At 67.7% G+C, this 14,210-nt stretch carries 14 protein-coding genes; 8 read left to right on the forward strand and 6 right to left on the reverse strand.

The window, feature by feature from the left end; all coding sequences use genetic code 11:
* Positions 1 to 41: 41 nt before the first annotated feature.
* A complete protein-coding gene (locus tag K368_RS0110900) occupies positions 42 to 1,190 on the reverse strand; it encodes an acetate/propionate family kinase (protein WP_027172443.1) in 1,149 nt (382 codons plus the stop codon).
* 138 nt (positions 1,191 to 1,328) lie between these two features.
* Between K368_RS0110900 and K368_RS24375 the strand changes: the two genes are divergently transcribed.
* The 4 genes from K368_RS24375 (at position 1,329) to K368_RS24380 (ending at position 5,164) form a co-directional block, all read left to right on the forward strand.
* The gene (locus tag K368_RS24375; RefSeq protein ID WP_051439840.1) at positions 1,329 to 3,863 is read left to right on the forward strand and encodes a phosphoketolase family protein; all 2,535 of its coding nucleotides are present in this window, start codon (positions 1,329 to 1,331) and stop codon (positions 3,861 to 3,863) included.
* A 118-nt stretch (positions 3,864 to 3,981) separates the two neighbouring features.
* Complete coding sequence (locus tag K368_RS0110910; RefSeq protein WP_036266903.1) at positions 3,982 to 4,281, forward strand: cytochrome c; 300 nt, start codon at positions 3,982 to 3,984, stop codon at positions 4,279 to 4,281.
* Positions 4,282 to 4,543: 262 nt separating this feature from the next.
* Complete coding sequence (locus tag K368_RS0110915) at positions 4,544 to 4,861, forward strand: hypothetical protein (RefSeq protein ID WP_245259561.1); 318 nt, start codon at positions 4,544 to 4,546, stop codon at positions 4,859 to 4,861.
* A gap of 78 nt (positions 4,862 to 4,939) precedes the next feature.
* Positions 4,940 to 5,164, forward strand: coding sequence for a hypothetical protein (locus K368_RS24380; protein ID WP_051439842.1), 225 nt, complete (start codon positions 4,940 to 4,942; stop codon positions 5,162 to 5,164).
* An 86-nt stretch (positions 5,165 to 5,250) separates the two neighbouring features.
* Here K368_RS24380 and K368_RS24385 read toward each other — a convergent pair whose 3' ends face one another.
* On the reverse strand, positions 5,251 to 5,895 hold the full coding sequence (locus K368_RS24385) for a DUF1003 domain-containing protein (RefSeq protein ID WP_081739547.1): 645 nt from the start codon (positions 5,893 to 5,895) through the stop codon (positions 5,251 to 5,253).
* On the reverse strand, positions 5,895 to 6,713 hold the full coding sequence (locus tag K368_RS0110930; RefSeq protein ID WP_027172446.1) for a universal stress protein: 819 nt from the start codon (positions 6,711 to 6,713) through the stop codon (positions 5,895 to 5,897). Before K368_RS0110930 ends, K368_RS24385 begins: the two co-directional genes overlap by 1 nt.
* A gap of 239 nt (positions 6,714 to 6,952) precedes the next feature.
* On the opposite strand from K368_RS0110930, the gene K368_RS0110935 reads away from it, so the two are divergent.
* Both K368_RS0110935 and K368_RS24390 read left to right on the forward strand, forming a co-directional pair.
* Positions 6,953 to 7,771 carry a universal stress protein gene (locus K368_RS0110935; RefSeq protein ID WP_027172447.1) on the forward strand — a complete coding sequence of 273 codons (819 nt, stop codon included), beginning with the start codon at positions 6,953 to 6,955 and terminating at the stop codon, positions 7,769 to 7,771.
* A 161-nt stretch (positions 7,772 to 7,932) separates the two neighbouring features.
* Complete coding sequence (locus K368_RS24390) at positions 7,933 to 9,501, forward strand: bifunctional aminoglycoside phosphotransferase/ATP-binding protein (RefSeq protein ID WP_081739548.1); 1,569 nt, start codon at positions 7,933 to 7,935, stop codon at positions 9,499 to 9,501.
* On the opposite strand, the gene cysQ is transcribed toward K368_RS24390, so the two are convergent.
* Positions 9,454 to 10,272, reverse strand: coding sequence for a 3'(2'),5'-bisphosphate nucleotidase CysQ (cysQ, locus tag K368_RS24395; RefSeq protein ID WP_081739686.1), 819 nt, complete (start codon positions 10,270 to 10,272; stop codon positions 9,454 to 9,456). The genes K368_RS24390 and cysQ overlap by 48 nt on opposite strands.
* A 212-nt stretch (positions 10,273 to 10,484) precedes the next feature.
* Positions 10,485 to 11,075: a BON domain-containing protein gene (locus K368_RS24400; RefSeq protein ID WP_197031008.1), complete on the reverse strand. Its 591-nt coding sequence runs from the start codon at positions 11,073 to 11,075 to the stop codon at positions 10,485 to 10,487.
* A 289-nt stretch (positions 11,076 to 11,364) separates the two neighbouring features.
* On the opposite strand from K368_RS24400, the gene K368_RS0110955 reads away from it, so the two are divergent.
* Positions 11,365 to 11,772 (forward strand): hypothetical protein, encoded by a 408-nt coding sequence (locus tag K368_RS0110955; RefSeq protein ID WP_155935085.1) that lies wholly within the window; start codon positions 11,365 to 11,367, stop codon positions 11,770 to 11,772.
* A 44-nt stretch (positions 11,773 to 11,816) separates the two neighbouring features.
* Here K368_RS0110955 and K368_RS0110960 read toward each other — a convergent pair whose 3' ends face one another.
* Positions 11,817 to 13,421 carry an oleate hydratase gene (locus K368_RS0110960; RefSeq protein ID WP_027172449.1) on the reverse strand — a complete coding sequence of 535 codons (1,605 nt, stop codon included), beginning with the start codon at positions 13,419 to 13,421 and terminating at the stop codon, positions 11,817 to 11,819.
* A gap of 216 nt (positions 13,422 to 13,637) precedes the next feature.
* On the opposite strand from K368_RS0110960, the gene K368_RS0110965 reads away from it, so the two are divergent.
* Positions 13,638 to 13,988, forward strand: coding sequence for a hypothetical protein (locus K368_RS0110965; protein ID WP_027172450.1), 351 nt, complete (start codon positions 13,638 to 13,640; stop codon positions 13,986 to 13,988).
* Positions 13,989 to 14,210: the final 222 nt, after the last annotated feature.

Here is a 14,210-nt window from a genome sequence, read left to right on the forward strand (position 1 = left end):
CTCCCGGCGAGGAAGCCCGTCCACGGGCTTCCTCCAGGGTATCAAGCTCCGACGAGACATCCCGCCTCGTGGGCGATCTCGTGCTCCTCATCGGCTGGGATGATGAGGACCGGAACGGTCGAGCCGTTCCGGTCGATGCGGGAACAGCCATTGGCGTTGCGTTCCGTATCGAGGTTTATGCCGAGGAAGGCGAGCCTTGTGCAAACGGATGTCCGGATGGCCCCCGCGTTCTCCCCGATGCCACCGGTGAAGACAAGGGCATCCAGGCCGCCCAGGGCAACGGCAAGCGAGCCGGTTTCGCGCGCGATCCGGTAGGCGAACAGGTCGAGAGCTTCACGCGCCTCCGGGGCCTCGCTGGCCTCGAGGACACGGACGTCGTCGCTGATGCCCGAGACGCCGAGCAGGCCCGAGCGTCGGTTGAGGATATCGGCGACCTCGGATGCTGCCACGCCGCGCGCCTGGATCAGGTGGAGGACAAGACCTGGATCGACCGTGCCGGACCGGGTGCCCATCATCAGGCCCCCCAGGGTCGTGAGCCCCATCGTGGTGGCGACGCTGCGTCCCTCTGACAGGGCGCAGAGGCTGGCGCCGTGGCCGAGATGGGCGACGACAATACGACCCTTCGCCCTCTCGCCGATGAGCCGGGGCAGCACCCCAGCGATGTGGGCGTATGACAGGCCGTGGAAGCCGAAGCGCAGGAGGCCGTCCTCGGTCAGCGCGTGTGGGATCGCCTCGATCTGGGCCAACCGGTCCTGGGTCCGGTGGAAGGCGGTATCGAAGCAGGCGACCTGCAGCAGGCCAGGCCACGCCTCCTCGACGGCCGCGATGCAGGCGAGCCCCTGCGGTTGGTGGCCGGGGGCCAACGGTACCAGCGTCTCCAACTCGACCATCAGGGGTCTGTCGATCCGGGCCGGGCCGACGTGGCGGACGCCGCCATGGACGATCCGGTGACCGACCACCCGAAGGTGGAGGTCCGGCAGGCCGCGCAGGCGCGCCAGGAGCCAAGCCGCGACGGCACGAAGGTCGCCGGCCGGCGGGACCTCGCCTTCCAGGTCGAGATCGCCCGTGACCATCAGATGCGGGGAACCGCCGATCCCGGCGACGTGCACGCGCCAGACGGCAGTGTTCTCCCCATCTCGGAAAAGGGCGCAGCGAAGGCTGGACGAACCGGCATTGAGGACGAGGATCATGCGCATCTCCGAGCAGGCCCCCGAGTGGCACGGCCCGGCCGAGAGCGACGTGATCCAGATCAAAGAACCGACCGTCCAGGGATGCGACGATGGTTTCCATGGGGCGCTGGGTCGTCCCGCAATGCCCGGGAATCCCGAATGCCTGTCGCGAGCGATCCGAAGCGAGTTGTCGTCCGGGATTTCGGAGGGGAGCCTCAGTCTCTCGATTTCGTACCCGGGCCCCTGGGACCGGAGGGCCTCGACGCCATCGACGCCTATTGGAGGGCGGCGAACTACCTCTCGGTCGGCCAGATCTACCTGCTCGACAACCCGCTCCTGCACGTGCCCCTCACCATCGCGGACGTGAAGCCGCGCCTCCTCGGCCACTGGGGCACGACGCCCGGCCTCAATTTCATCTACGCCCACCTGAACCGGACCATCGTCCTGCGCGACCTCGACATGATGGCCGTGTGGGGGCCGGGGCACGGCGCGCCAGGGCTGGTGGCCAATGCCTGGCTCGATGGGACCTACGGCGAGGTCTACCCGGACGTCGGCCCCGACATCGACGGGATGCGCCGCCTGTTCCGGCAGTTCTCGTTCCCCGGCGGCATCCCGAGCCACGCCTCACCCGAACTGCCCGGCTCGATTCATGAGGGCGGCGAACTCGGGTACTCGCTGATCCACGCCTTCGGGGCGGCACTCGACAATCCAGGCCTCATCGTCGCCTGCGTGATCGGGGACGGCGAGGCCGAGACCGGACCGCTCGCAGCCTCCTGGCATGCCTCAAAGTTTCTCGACCCCGTCGGTGACGGCACCGTCCTGCCGATCCTCCACCTCAACGGCTATAAGATAGCCAATCCGACCCTGCTCGCCCGGATGCCGCCCGCGGAACTGCGCAGCCTGCTGGTAGGCTATGGCTACGAGCCGCTGTTCGTCGAGGGCGACGAGCCCGGCCTCATGCACCAGGCCATGGCGACGGCCCTCGACTACGCCCTCGACCGCATCGCCGAGATCCGCGAACTAGCCCCGAACCGCGATGTCGGCCGGCCGAGCTGGCCGATGCTCGTGCTGCGCAGCCCGAAGGGATGGACCGGGCCGAAATTCGTCGACGGCAAGCCGGTGGAGGGAACCTGGCGGTCTCATCAGGTTCCGGTAGCCACCCTGCGCGAGAACCCGGAGCACCTCGCGATTCTTGAGAACTGGATGCGATCCTACCGGCCCGAGGAGCTCTTCGATGGTGCCGGCCACCTCGTGCCGGCGCTGGCGGCGCTGCACCCACGCGGCGACCGAAGGCTGAGCGCCAACCCCCATGCCAATGGGGGACGCGATCCGAGGCCGCTGCGCCTGCCCGACCTCGCCGACTACGCCGTCGCGGTGCCGTCCCACGGCACGGCAATCGCCGAGGCCACTCGCGTCCTTGGCCGCTACCTCCGCGACGTGCTCGCCCACAACGCAGAGGCCCGCAACTTCCGGGTGATGGGTCCGGACGAGACCCTGTCCAACCGCCTCGACGCCGTCTTCGACGTCACCGACCGCGTCTGGCGTGACGCCATCCTGCCAACCGACGAGCACATGGCCCGGCAGGGGCGGGTGATGGAGGTGCTGTCCGAGCACCTCTGCGAGGGCTGGCTCGAAGGCTACTTGCTCACCGGCCGGCACGGCGTCTTCGCCTGCTACGAGGCCTTCATCCACATCGTCGATTCGATGGTGAACCAGCATGCGAAGTGGCTGAAGGCCTCCCGGGCGCTGGCCTGGCGCAAGCCCGTACCCTCGCTCAACATTCTGCTGACCTCGCATGTCTGGCGCCAGGACCAGAACGGGTTCAGCCACCAGGATCCAGGCTTCATCGACTTCGTGGCCAACAAGAAGGGCGACACGGCGCGGGTCTACCTTCCCCCGGACGCCAACTGCCTGGTCTGGGTGATGGACCACTGCCTGCGCACGCACGACCGCATCAACGTGGTCGTCGCCGGCAAGCAGCCCGCCCTGCAGTGGCTCGGTGTCGACGAGGCGGCCCGGCACTGCTCTGCCGGCATCGGCGTGTGGGAATGGGCCTCGAACGACGGCCCGGCCGAGCCGGACGTGGTCATGGCCTGCGCTGGCGACGTTCCGACGATGGAGACCCTAGCCGCCGTCGCGTGGCTCCGCGACCGCATCCCGGCGATCCGGATCAGGGTCGTCAACGTCGTCGACCTGATGAAACTGCCGTCACCCGACATGCACCCGCACGGGCTCGACGACACCACCTTCGACAGCCTGTTCACTCGTGACCGGCCAGTCGTGTTCGCCTATCACGGCTATCCGTGGCTGATCCATCGCCTGACCTACCGGCGCACCAACCACACGGGCATCCACGTCCACGGCTTCGTCGAGGAGGGGACAACCACCACCCCCTTCGACATGGCGGTGCTTAATGGTCTCGACCGCTACCACCTCGCCCTGGCCGCCCTGAAGTGGACGTCGGGGCTGGGGCCGTGCGTGGAGCATGCCGAAGAGGAACTGCGCGACCTGCTGGCGCTGCACCGCGAGCACGTCTGCGCCACTGGGGAGGACCTGCCGCAGGTGCGCGACTGGGCCTGGACGGACCATCCACCCATGGCCGGCCCGGAAAGGACGACCGTCGCCCAGGTCGCCGTGAGGCTGACGAACGAGATCGTGGAGTACGAAACCGGCCCCGAGATCCAGAGGTCGTAGGCCCCGCGGCATGGTTCGGTGGCGCATGCGTCCCGGCCCGTCGTGCCGATGGCCCTCGCCGTATCCCACGACCCACCGCATCCGGAGCCGTCCCGTGTCCCTGCGCCTTGCCTTGTCGATGCTTCTCCTCCCCTGCCTCATGGGAAGCCTAGCGGCCGCCACGGAGGGGCAGGTCCAACGCGGAAGGACCTTCGTTGGGGCGAACTGCGCCAACTGCCATGCCGTTGGGCGGATTGGGGTGAGCCCGCTGGGCATCGCACCGGCGTTCCGTGACCTACACACGAAGTATCCTGTCGAGGACCTTAGCGAGGCCCTGGCGGAGGGCATCACCACCGGTCATCCGACCATGCCGGAGTTTCAGCTCGAACCCGACCAGATCACGGACGTGTTGGCCTACCTGACGTCCCTGGAGCACTGATGGTTGCGGCGGATCGGGCCCGTCCCGTCGAGAACCTGAACGGGACATCGGTCACGAACGCTTAGGTCAGAGGTGCTCCGATGCCCGCCTCGCAATCCCCATGGAACGGGCATCGTCGACGCCGGTCGCGGCATCTGGTCAAATTCGGATAGCCGGTCCGCGAAATCGCTTCGGCCGATGGCGGTGTCTTGGGGGAGGGTGGCGGCAGCCGGACCCTACATCCCCGTCACGACGGCATCACGCCAACGGACGGAGACCAGACATGAGACATACCCCGATCACAGCTACTTTCCTGGCCTGCTCGATGCTGATCGCGACCCCGGCGCTCGCGATCACGGTGACCAACCAGGACAAGGGCGAACACACCCTCACGGTGGACAAGGGCGAGGCCCAGGCCACCCATAAACTGGCGGCGGGGGGCTCCGCCGAAGTCGAGTGCAAGGAAGGCTGCGAGCTTCGCGTCGCGGGTTCCGGATACGGCCGCTCGGTGGAAAAGGGCGATAAGCTCGTGATCGCCGGCGGAATGATCCGTTTCTCCGACGAGGACATCGTTACTGGGTCGACCAAATCCACGAAATGACGAGAAGGGGCGTCAGCCCACCCTAAGCGGGTCGAGGCACCACCGCCTCGACCCTTTGGAGATACCGGAGGGGCGACCATGCCGAGCCACACCTGCATCGACCCTCAGGACCAGTACGCCCAGGCCGAGGTCCTGGTCACGTTCGAGACGGTGGCTGACGGGGTCCGGCTGGTCTCGGCGCACAACGCCTCGGACGATGACATCCTCCCCGGGCTTGAGGACCTACAGCGCCGAGCGCTCGCAAGCGAGATCCTCGAAGATTACCGGCATGCCTGCGGGTCCGGGCCGCCGATGGGCTCGTGACGACGCATCGGCATACGCTGGGGATCGTCGGTCCGCTTCCAGTCCGGCTCGCAAGGCACGGCACCTTCCCGTAGGAATGCGGCCCGTCAGTCCGGGACGGACTCTGTCGGGCGGATGCGGACCGCCTTGGCAATGGCCTCGATCCGCTCCGACTGGGCTTCCAGCATGCCTTCGAGGCGTTCCATCCGGATTCGGTCGAGCTTGTCGTGCAGGGCCATGATCTCGACCTCCGCCTTCAGGTTGATTTCGTAGTCGAGGCCGGCCGCGAGCCGGTCCCGGGCCGCCTGGCGGTTCTGGGACATGAGGATCACCGGGGCCTGGAGCGCCGCGACCATCGACAGGATCAGGTTGAGGAAGATGTAGGGATAGGGGTCGAAGCCATCGGCCCGGCCGAGTATGACGGTGTTCACCACGACCCATGCGCCGAGCATCCCCGTGAATACGAGGATGAAGCCCCACGAGCCGCCGAGTTGGGCGACGCGATCCGCGAGACGCTCGCCGAACGTCTGGTGTTCGACGAGGACGCGGTTCACGTCCCGGGAAACGTGGCACCGCTTGGCGATGTGGAGGATCACGCGTCGTTCGCGCTCGGACAATCCCTCCAATCCGGCCTCCATCAGCTGGCGGGCGAGGTTAGTGACCGCGCCGTCGACGGACGGCTTCCCGGCCGCGATGGGGCCTGCCGGGGCAGATGGGGGGATCGTGCCGGTCGCGGGGGCGCTGTCGTTCATCAGTGGCTCAGGAAGCAGCAGACGGGGGAGTACCGCAGGACATCCCTGGTGACGCCACCTAGGACCATCTCCCGTACCCGGCCGTGCCCGTAAGCCCCCATGACGATCAGGTCCGACGCATGCTCGGACGCGAGGTCGAGCAGGGTCTCCGCGTCGCTCGTCCCCTCGGACAGGTGCTCGGAAGCGGTTGCATCGATGTCGTGCGACGAGAGGTAGGCGGCCACGTCCGCGGCTCCGGTGGCCTCGTCCGCGTGCGTGGCCGCGACGACGTCGACCCGGCCCGCCAGGCGCAGGATTGGCAAGGCGTCCATGACCGCGCGACGGGCCTCCCGGGTATCCTTCCAGGCCACCATCGGGCGTCGGGGTTCGAGGTAGTCGATGCCGGGCGGCACGACGAGCACCGGCCGTCCCGCGGCGAGGACGACGGAGGTGGGGTCGAGCGAACGGATGCACCCGGTTGCCCCGTCCTCGTCTCCCCGTCCGATCACGATGAGGTCGGCCGCCCGGGCATGAGCCGCCAGGAAGGCCAGGCCGGGCTCGACGGCGGAGCGCCACGAGACCCTGCTCCGGCTCCCAACCGCCACCCGGAACAGGTCTTGCGCCCGGGCGAGCCCGTCGAGGACGGCCCGTTCGGTCAGGCCCGGTAGGAACGCGGAGGCGCCCATCGGTCCGACCTGCGCCGTGACATGGTCCGGCATCTGCGCGGCGACGCCTATCGTCCGGCCATTGAGGGCGTCCGCGAGATGGGCCGCGATGGATGTCCGGGCGCCTGCGTCACCGGCGAGGTCGATGGACACCATGATGCTGGCGAATGTCATGGATGGCCTGCCTCGACTGGATACGGGACGCTCGGAATGCCCGTTCGGGACGGAGCCGTCTTTGACCCAGCGCAAACGCGGTGTCGCCGATCCACTCCCCCGCGAAACGGGAGACACCGTCCGCGTGCGGCACCCCGGTGTCGCGGCCCCCCGCTCCGTCAGGGGGCGGGTTTGCGCTGGATCAACGATGGCCCCTCGATGCCCGGGCATGGTCTCTCTATGGTCGCCGGAGCACTCCCATGTCGTACGCCAGCATCATCGTCGCCGTTGACCCCGGGGAGCAGGCGGCGCCACGCGTGGCGCTTGCGGCGCATCTGGCGCGAAGGCTCGATGCACGTCTCATCGGCGTCGCGGCCTGGGGGCCGGACTACCCGCGGGGATTCGGCGAGACCTCGGTGCCGACCGGATACGGTGTCGAAGAGATCCGCCAAAAGGCCCTCCTTGAGCTCAAGGCGTCGGAGAAGGCTTTCCGCCTCGCGGCCGAACCGGCCGAGCGGACCGAGTGGCGTTCCGAACTCATGGAAACCGTTACCTTCCTCGCGGAGCAATCGCGGGCGGCCGACCTCGTCGTCGTCGGGCGTCAGGGGGCGAACGACCGGCCGCACCTCGTGGCCGCGGTGAGCCCAGGCGACGCGCTGATGGCCGTGGGCAGGCCCGTGCTCGTGGTCCCGCGGGGCGTAGAACGGCTGTCGGCGTCCCGCGTGGTCGTGGCCTGGAAGAACACCATGCAGAGCCGCAGGGCGATCTCGGACGCGATGCCGTTCCTAAAGCACGCCGAGGCGGTCCAGGTCATCCGCGTCACCGACGACGGCGACCAAGTCGAGTTGGACGACGTGGTGGCCTATCTCGGCCTGCACGGCGTCAAGGCTTCGGGAGTCCTCATGGCCCCGGACGGGGCCGGAACGGCCGAGACCCTTCTCGATGCCGCCGAGGGATTTGGGGCGGACCTGATCGTCAGCGGGGCTTTCGGATACAGCCGCCTGCGGGAATGGTTCTTCGGCGGGGTCACGCGCAACCTCCTCGACCACAGCCCGATCTGTTGCCTGATGTCCCACTGACCCGAGTGAGGCCCAGGAATGATGAGGGAGCTTGGAATGGCCTGGATGAGCTGGTTGCGTGACCGTTTCATCGACACGACGGCGAGCAGCAGGTTGCGGACCCCGGTTCGGGGCTCGGGATCGGAGCCGCTTGTCACACCACCAACGGCGGTCGAGCGCCCATGATCGTCGAGGATCAGGCCGAGACCGTCGCTTTCCTGAAAGGCGAGGCCGCCCTCCTGGGGCTTCCGGTCGACACCATCACGACGCACATCTCGACCGTCCTCATGGCCGGCGACCGTGCGTTCAAGCTCAAGCGCCCCGTTCGCTTTCCCTATCTGGATTTCTCGACCGCCGAGCGCCGGTTGTCCTTCTGCGAGGCCGAACTCGTCCTGAACCGTCGCACGGCGCCCGCGCTCTACCTCGGGGTCCGCCGGATCACCCGGGATGCCGACGGGCGGCTGGCCTTCGACGGCACCGGCCCCCTCGTCGACGCGGTCGTGCGAATGCGCCGCTTCGCGCAGCACGACCTTCTCGACGACATGGTGCAGCGCGATGCGCTCACCCCGGCCCTGATCACCGACCTTGCGCACCGCATCGCGCAGTTCCATCGCGGCGCCGCGGTCAGCCTCGATCACGGAGGGTCGGCCGGAATCGCCGCGGTCCTGGACATGAACGACCGCTCGCTGCGCGCGGTGGCGCTCGTCCCGGAGGAGGCGGCGGACACCCTTCGCGCCGCCTTCCGAAGCGCCTTCGTACGGCATGCTCCCATGCTGGAGAAGCGGCGCCTGGCTGGTAAGGTGCGCCGCTGCCACAGCGACCTCATCCTGCGCAACATCTGCCTCGTCGACGACGTGCCGACCCTGTTCGACTGCATCGAGTTCGACGACGCAATCGCGACCATCGACGTCCTCTACGACCTCGCCTTCCTGCTGATGGATCTCTGGCACCGCGACCAGGGCGACTTCGCCAATCTCCTGTTCAATCGCTACATCGACAAGACGGACGAGGCCGCCGGCATAGGAGCGTTGCCCTTCCTCATGGCAATTCGCGCCGCCATCCGTGCCCACGTCACCGCGGCCCAGGCGGACGGTCAGCGTCTTGGCAAAAGCGCGAGAACGCTCATCGAGGCGCGGGCGTATCACGACCTCGCCCTATCGCTGCTGGCGGGTTCGGACGCGACGCTGCTTGCTGTCGGTGGCTTTAGCGGATCCGGCAAGTCGACCGTTGCGGCCTGCGTGGCGTCCCATCTCGGTCCGCCGCCCGGCGCCCGTATCCTCAACACCGACCGCATCCGCAAGCATGCCTTCGGCGTTTCGGCCGAGACGCGCTTACCCCCGTCCGCCTATCTGCCGGAGGTGTCCGCACCGGTCTACGCCTCCCTCCGCGACGAGGCATGCCAAGCCTTGTCCTCCGGGTGTGCGGTCGTTGCCGATGCTGTGTTCGACCGGATTTCCGAGCGCGCGTCCATAGAGGCGACGGCCGCAAAATCCCGTGTCGCGTTTCAAGGCGTCTGGCTTGAGGCGCCCACGACCGGGCTGCTGGTATCCCGGATCGCCGACAGGCGGAACGACCCGTCGGACGCGACCGCCGAGGTGCTCATGGATCAGGTCCGGCGCGATTGCGGGGACATCGATTGGCAGCATCTTGCCGCGGAGGCTGAACCGACGACGACCATGGACGTGATCCTGGCGTCCTCTCCCTCACGCTGCAACGGCAGGATCGGAAGCTGGGAGGCTGAACCCGCCTGAGGCGAGGAACCCGGGCAGCCGAAAGCCCTCTGTCGGGTCGCCGTAGCGCAGTGGCGCCCCGTCCAGCGCCGTCATGGTCCCGCCGGCTGCCTGCAAGATGGCATGCCCCGCCGCGATGTCCCATTCCCGGATGCCGCCCAACCGGGGATAGACGTCCGCTACGCCCTCGGCGATGCGGCAGAACTTGAGGGAAGAGCCTATCGGATGGCGCTCGGCCAACGATAGACGTGACAGGTAAGCCTCGGTAGCGGGATCCCCGTGCGAGCGGCTGACCAGCGCAACGAGGCCCGTGTCGGGTGGCGCGCGAACCCCGATGCGACGGGCGCCGGTCAGGTCGGCGGCGTCCGCACCGGGTGAGGCCAAGACGGTGTAACTCGATGTCCCGCCGAACCACGCCTGCCCGAGAAGGGGGGCGTAGATGGCACCGGCGATGGGCCTGCCATCCTCGATCATGGCCACGTTGACCGTGAACTCGTTGCGGTGCGCGATGAACTCACGGGTCCCGTCCAGCGGGTCGACGAGGAGGAAGCGCGAGCCAAGCTTCGGTCTATGCCCGGCCGCGACGCTTTCTTCCGCGATGACCGAGACCCCTGGGAACGCTACGGCGAGCCTTTCCAGGATCAGGCGTTCGGCGGCGAGATCGGCCTCGGTGACGGGGGACCCGTCCGCCTTCCACCGCGTCTGGCACCCGCGGGAATAAACGGAAGCCACGGGTCCACCCGCGGCAATCGCGATACGGACCAGTGATCGGGCCAGCGTGTCGAGCGGCATCGGACCCATTCCCTCGGATACCGGGGTCAGCGACGGCAATCGTATCGGGACCCGTTCTTCACGAAGTGCCCATCGGGGCGCATCGGTTCCCGGGCGCTTCGGCGCCGGCGGAATGGCCGTGATCGTGATGGCACTTGGTCACGGGCGGTTTGCATCTCGTTTTAGGAAAGCCCAGGCCGGGTCTGGAGTGCTAGGCCCGAACGTCGCTTCGTTCACACGACGCCGATGCTGTTCACGACCGCCGTGGTGCCGGGAGACGCCCAGGAGGCGCCCAACGCATCGCGGCGCTCCTGCATGCTGCGCATGGTCCCTCCGAGACAGACGGTCCCGCCATCGGCGGTGACGGTCACGGTCTTCGGGTCGAACAGCCACGAGCGATCCAGCGCCTCGCTGATCCTGTCGCGGACGGCCGCCACGTCGACCTGGGGCCGCACTGTGATGAGGTTGTTGACCGCCACCACGCCGCAGAGGTGACGCAACTCCCGCTCGGCGGCCTCGAACTGGAAATGGTGGTCGACCTCGCCCGTCAGCGTGATGACGCCCTTGGAGACCTTTACGGAGACGCAGTCCGGAGGCACGGCGACGTTCCAGTCGAGACGCGCGACGGCGGTCGTCGCGATGTCCACGTCGGAGCGCTTGAAGGAGAGGGGCACGTCGACCTCGATCTCCATGACGATGGCCTTCACGCCGTAGACGCGACGGGCGGCGGCCTCGGCAGGCATCTTCTCGTCATACGTCTCGACCTGCCCGGACAGGGAGACGAAGCCGTCCTTGGCCGAGACGCCGATCTCCGAGGAGGTCACCGCCGGGTCCTAGATGAGTTCGGCCGTGACGCGGTGCTGCAGGCTGGTGTCACTGGACATGGGGATCTCCGTAACGATGCAATGAACCGATCGGCACCCATGCACCCGGGGGCGGCGATGATCGCCGCCCATGTCCAAGGGGATGTCCCGGCATCCGGCCAACCTAGGCAGCAGGACCCATGTGGTCCTTGATCCAGCGCAAGGATCGTACCGGCCCGGCATCTACGGTGACCAACACGCCTGCACGGTCGACGCCCCGCGTTCGGCCAAAAACGAAAAGGAACACGAGATGACCTGTCCCCGCGCCGTCGAGGCCCTGATGAAGCAACAAGTCCGTCTCACTGGTCTGCTCCGCCTGATCGATGACGGGCGCTGGTGGACGGGGGACGGCGCCTGCTTGATCGACGAGGACGAGGTCTGCATGCAAGCCGACAGGATCGGGAGCGCCCTCGACGTGGTCGAGCGTCTCGCTAACGAGATGGCCGCCGAGAACGGCACCGGCACGGGGTCGCAGCATGCGGTGAGGGCCACGCATGGCGTCCCGGTCCTTCGCGCTTCCGAGGACCTCGTGATCTCGGATGACCTCGGCCCATTCTCCCCCGGTCCGGTCGATCCCCATCCGCAGGAGATCCACGAATCCGGCGGATACGAGCAACGAGCCTGGGGTTTGTCCGGCGGCAGCTCGAAGCTGGCCTGACGGTTTGGGCGCCCCCGACGGGAGCGCCAAACCGCCTTCGGACGTCAGGCATCCTGCAGGTCGTGCAGCGCCCGGTAAGCCTTGAACAGGACGCGGGGATCGAACTTGCCCTGGTAGACTGCCGGCGGCTCGCGTTCGAGGCCGAGGAGGCCGTAGACCGCCGCCTGGGCGGAGCGGATCGAATATTCGACCGTGAACACCACGTCGTCGGGCAACTCGCAGAACTGGCCCATGAGGCCGAGGTTCGTCGTACCCTTCGGGATCACCTGCGGCCGGTCGCCGGGCTCGCGCGGCAGGAACTGGCTGGTGATGAACGGCATCATGCAGGGGATGCAGATGGCCTTGTCGATGATGCCGGCCGCCTCCGCCTCGATGCGCAGGTGGCCGAGGATCTCGGTCATGATCTCCCGCCCGGTGCAGACCGACATCGGCTTGCCGACGAAGTTGCCGGGCACGTCGACCGCGAGGCCGTAGCCCCAGAACACCCCAACATCCTTCGGCTGGCCGATGAAGTGCGGCTGGAACGGGACGACGATGGAGGCCAGCCAGTTCGAGTGCGGGAAGGTGACGAGGCCACCTTCGCCGGGGACGTTGCCGGTGAAGTCGCGGACCAAGCGCAGGAACGTCGGGTCATGCAGGGTGGTGGTGAAGGAGACCCACTTGGATTGGTCGATGTGGTCGGTGAAAACCTCGGGGCGTCCGAATGCGGGGCGGTCCGTCGCGAGGTTCTCCCAGAGCGTCCAGGCACCGCCGTCCGTCTTGCCCTTGAGGGCGGGGACGCTGTCCATGCCGCCCATCGTCGAGCCTTCGGTCATCGAGCCCAGGGTCACCAGCACCAGGTCGCCTTCACGGACCCGGATCTCGCCCGACTTCCCGTGATGGTCGGTGAGGATGCGCGAGACGCTCTTCGCGCCCTCCTGTCCGACGAGCCCCAGGTCGGTCACCCGGGTGTCGAACGCGAAAACGACGCCGCGCTCGTCGAGCCACTTGCGCAGTGGCAGGACCATAGAATCGTACTGATTGTACACCGTCCGCATGATGCCGTGCAGGCGGTTGAAGCCCGAGACCATGTGGGCGAACCGCACGAGGTAGCGCCTGAACTCGACCGCCCCGTGCCAGGGCTGGAAGGCGAAGGTCGTGCACCACATGAACCAGAAGTTCGTCTTGAAGAACGACGGGTCGAACTGCTCGGCGATAGTGGTTTTGCCGAGCACGGATTCCGGCAGAAGGGCGAGGCGCTCGATGGTGAGGATGTGTCCCTCGCTCAGCCCGAACCGAGGGGCCGTCAGCCGTTCCCCGTCGCTGACGAGGCGCGCCTTCGACGAGGTCCTCATGGTCTCGTTCCAAGCGAAGGTCTCCTGGGTCACCGTCTGGGTACCATCGAGCGTCGGGATCGAGGCGAACAGGTCGAAGGTGCAGAGGTATTTGCTCTCCAGCATACGTCCGCCCCGAAGGACGTAGCCCTCCGTCGAGTCGCCCGATCCGTCGAGGCTGCCGCCGAGGATGCCGGTCTCCTCGATCACGGTAATGTTGCATCCGGGCATGTCGCCGTCGCGGATCAGGAAGGCCGCCGCGGCAAGGGAGGCGATGCCGCCCCCGACGAGAAAGGCTTTCCGGGCGGGGCGGCTGGTGGGGTCGGCATGGGCCATGCGGTGTCTCGCCTTCGAGCGTGTCCTCGCCGCGCCGGCATCGCGGCGCCGCTAGATCGAGGACAAAAGGCTCCGATATCGAAGCGCACGCTGAGACTATTCTCCGAGCCTTTTGCGTCTTTGATCCAAGACAAAGCCGCCGCTTGCGCTGGCGCGCATAGACCTTCTGCGATGTGTTCGAGCCTGGGGCGCGACATCGGACGAAGGTCACCTCCGATGCGTCTTTTCGTTCTGCTCCTCTCCGTCGCGTTCGCCGTGGCGATGACCGGCGCGGGCTCCGCCCAGGTCACCCTCCCGAACGACGACGTGAACATCGCGAACAATCCCGGCACCGTAAAGGACACGCCGCCTGCCCGGGTCGAGGCCCTGGACTGCACCTGCCGCAATACGGTGCCGGATGCGGCCGCTCCGGCGGATCCGAAGACCGGGGCCGAGCCCGGCGGTCTGATCGTCGATTGCAGTTGTCGCCAGACCGTTCCCGACACGACCGGGACCGTGGCCATTCCTTCCGGTCCAGAGGCCACTGCGCCCGGGTCGGCCGGCGGCGGTTCGGCTCCGCCGCGCTAAGCGCCATCGCGGCGTTCTCTCGCCCCCGACCATACCGAAAGGTCGATCATGAAAAGGCCCGCGCCAAGGACGGCCATAGACGAGTTCCAACGCGAGACCTGAGATGACGATGGCGGAGCAGGCCTGACGGGACCTCGCACGACAAGCCGCGTCCCGCACATGGCTCCGGTCATCAAGAGCGCCGGCCACGTCCCACCGGATCGCACGCCTCGACGGCCTGGC

This window comes from Methylobacterium sp. 10, from assembly GCF_000519085.1.
In the GTDB taxonomy this organism is placed as follows: Bacteria; Pseudomonadota; Alphaproteobacteria; order Rhizobiales; family Beijerinckiaceae; genus Methylobacterium.

What these genes read in the sequence shown, in the direction of transcription:
- K368_RS0110910 (WP_036266903.1), top strand. Translation starts at nt 3,982, where the DNA reads ATGCTTCTCCTCCCCTGCCTCATGGGAAGCCTAGCGGCCGCCACGGAG.
- K368_RS0110930 (WP_027172446.1), bottom strand. Translation starts at nt 6,713, where the DNA reads ATGACATTCGCCAGCATCATGGTGTCCATCGACCTCGCCGGTGACGCA.
- K368_RS0110915 (WP_245259561.1), top strand. Translation starts at nt 4,544, where the DNA reads ATGAGACATACCCCGATCACAGCTACTTTCCTGGCCTGCTCGATGCTG.
- K368_RS24375 (WP_051439840.1), top strand. Translation starts at nt 1,329, where the DNA reads ATGCCTGTCGCGAGCGATCCGAAGCGAGTTGTCGTCCGGGATTTCGGA.
- K368_RS0110900 (WP_027172443.1), bottom strand. Translation starts at nt 1,190, where the DNA reads ATGATCCTCGTCCTCAATGCCGGTTCGTCCAGCCTTCGCTGCGCCCTT.
- K368_RS0110960 (WP_027172449.1), bottom strand. Translation starts at nt 13,421, where the DNA reads ATGGCCCATGCCGACCCCACCAGCCGCCCCGCCCGGAAAGCCTTTCTC.
- K368_RS0110935 (WP_027172447.1), top strand. Translation starts at nt 6,953, where the DNA reads ATGTCGTACGCCAGCATCATCGTCGCCGTTGACCCCGGGGAGCAGGCG.
- K368_RS0110965 (WP_027172450.1), top strand. Translation starts at nt 13,638, where the DNA reads ATGCGTCTTTTCGTTCTGCTCCTCTCCGTCGCGTTCGCCGTGGCGATG.
- K368_RS24380 (WP_051439842.1), top strand. Translation starts at nt 4,940, where the DNA reads ATGCCGAGCCACACCTGCATCGACCCTCAGGACCAGTACGCCCAGGCC.
- K368_RS24385 (WP_081739547.1), bottom strand. Translation starts at nt 5,895, where the DNA reads ATGAACGACAGCGCCCCCGCGACCGGCACGATCCCCCCATCTGCCCCG.
- cysQ (WP_081739686.1), bottom strand. Translation starts at nt 10,272, where the DNA reads ATGCCGCTCGACACGCTGGCCCGATCACTGGTCCGTATCGCGATTGCC.
- K368_RS24390 (WP_081739548.1), top strand. Translation starts at nt 7,933, where the DNA reads ATGATCGTCGAGGATCAGGCCGAGACCGTCGCTTTCCTGAAAGGCGAG.
- K368_RS0110955 (WP_155935085.1), top strand. Translation starts at nt 11,365, where the DNA reads ATGACCTGTCCCCGCGCCGTCGAGGCCCTGATGAAGCAACAAGTCCGT.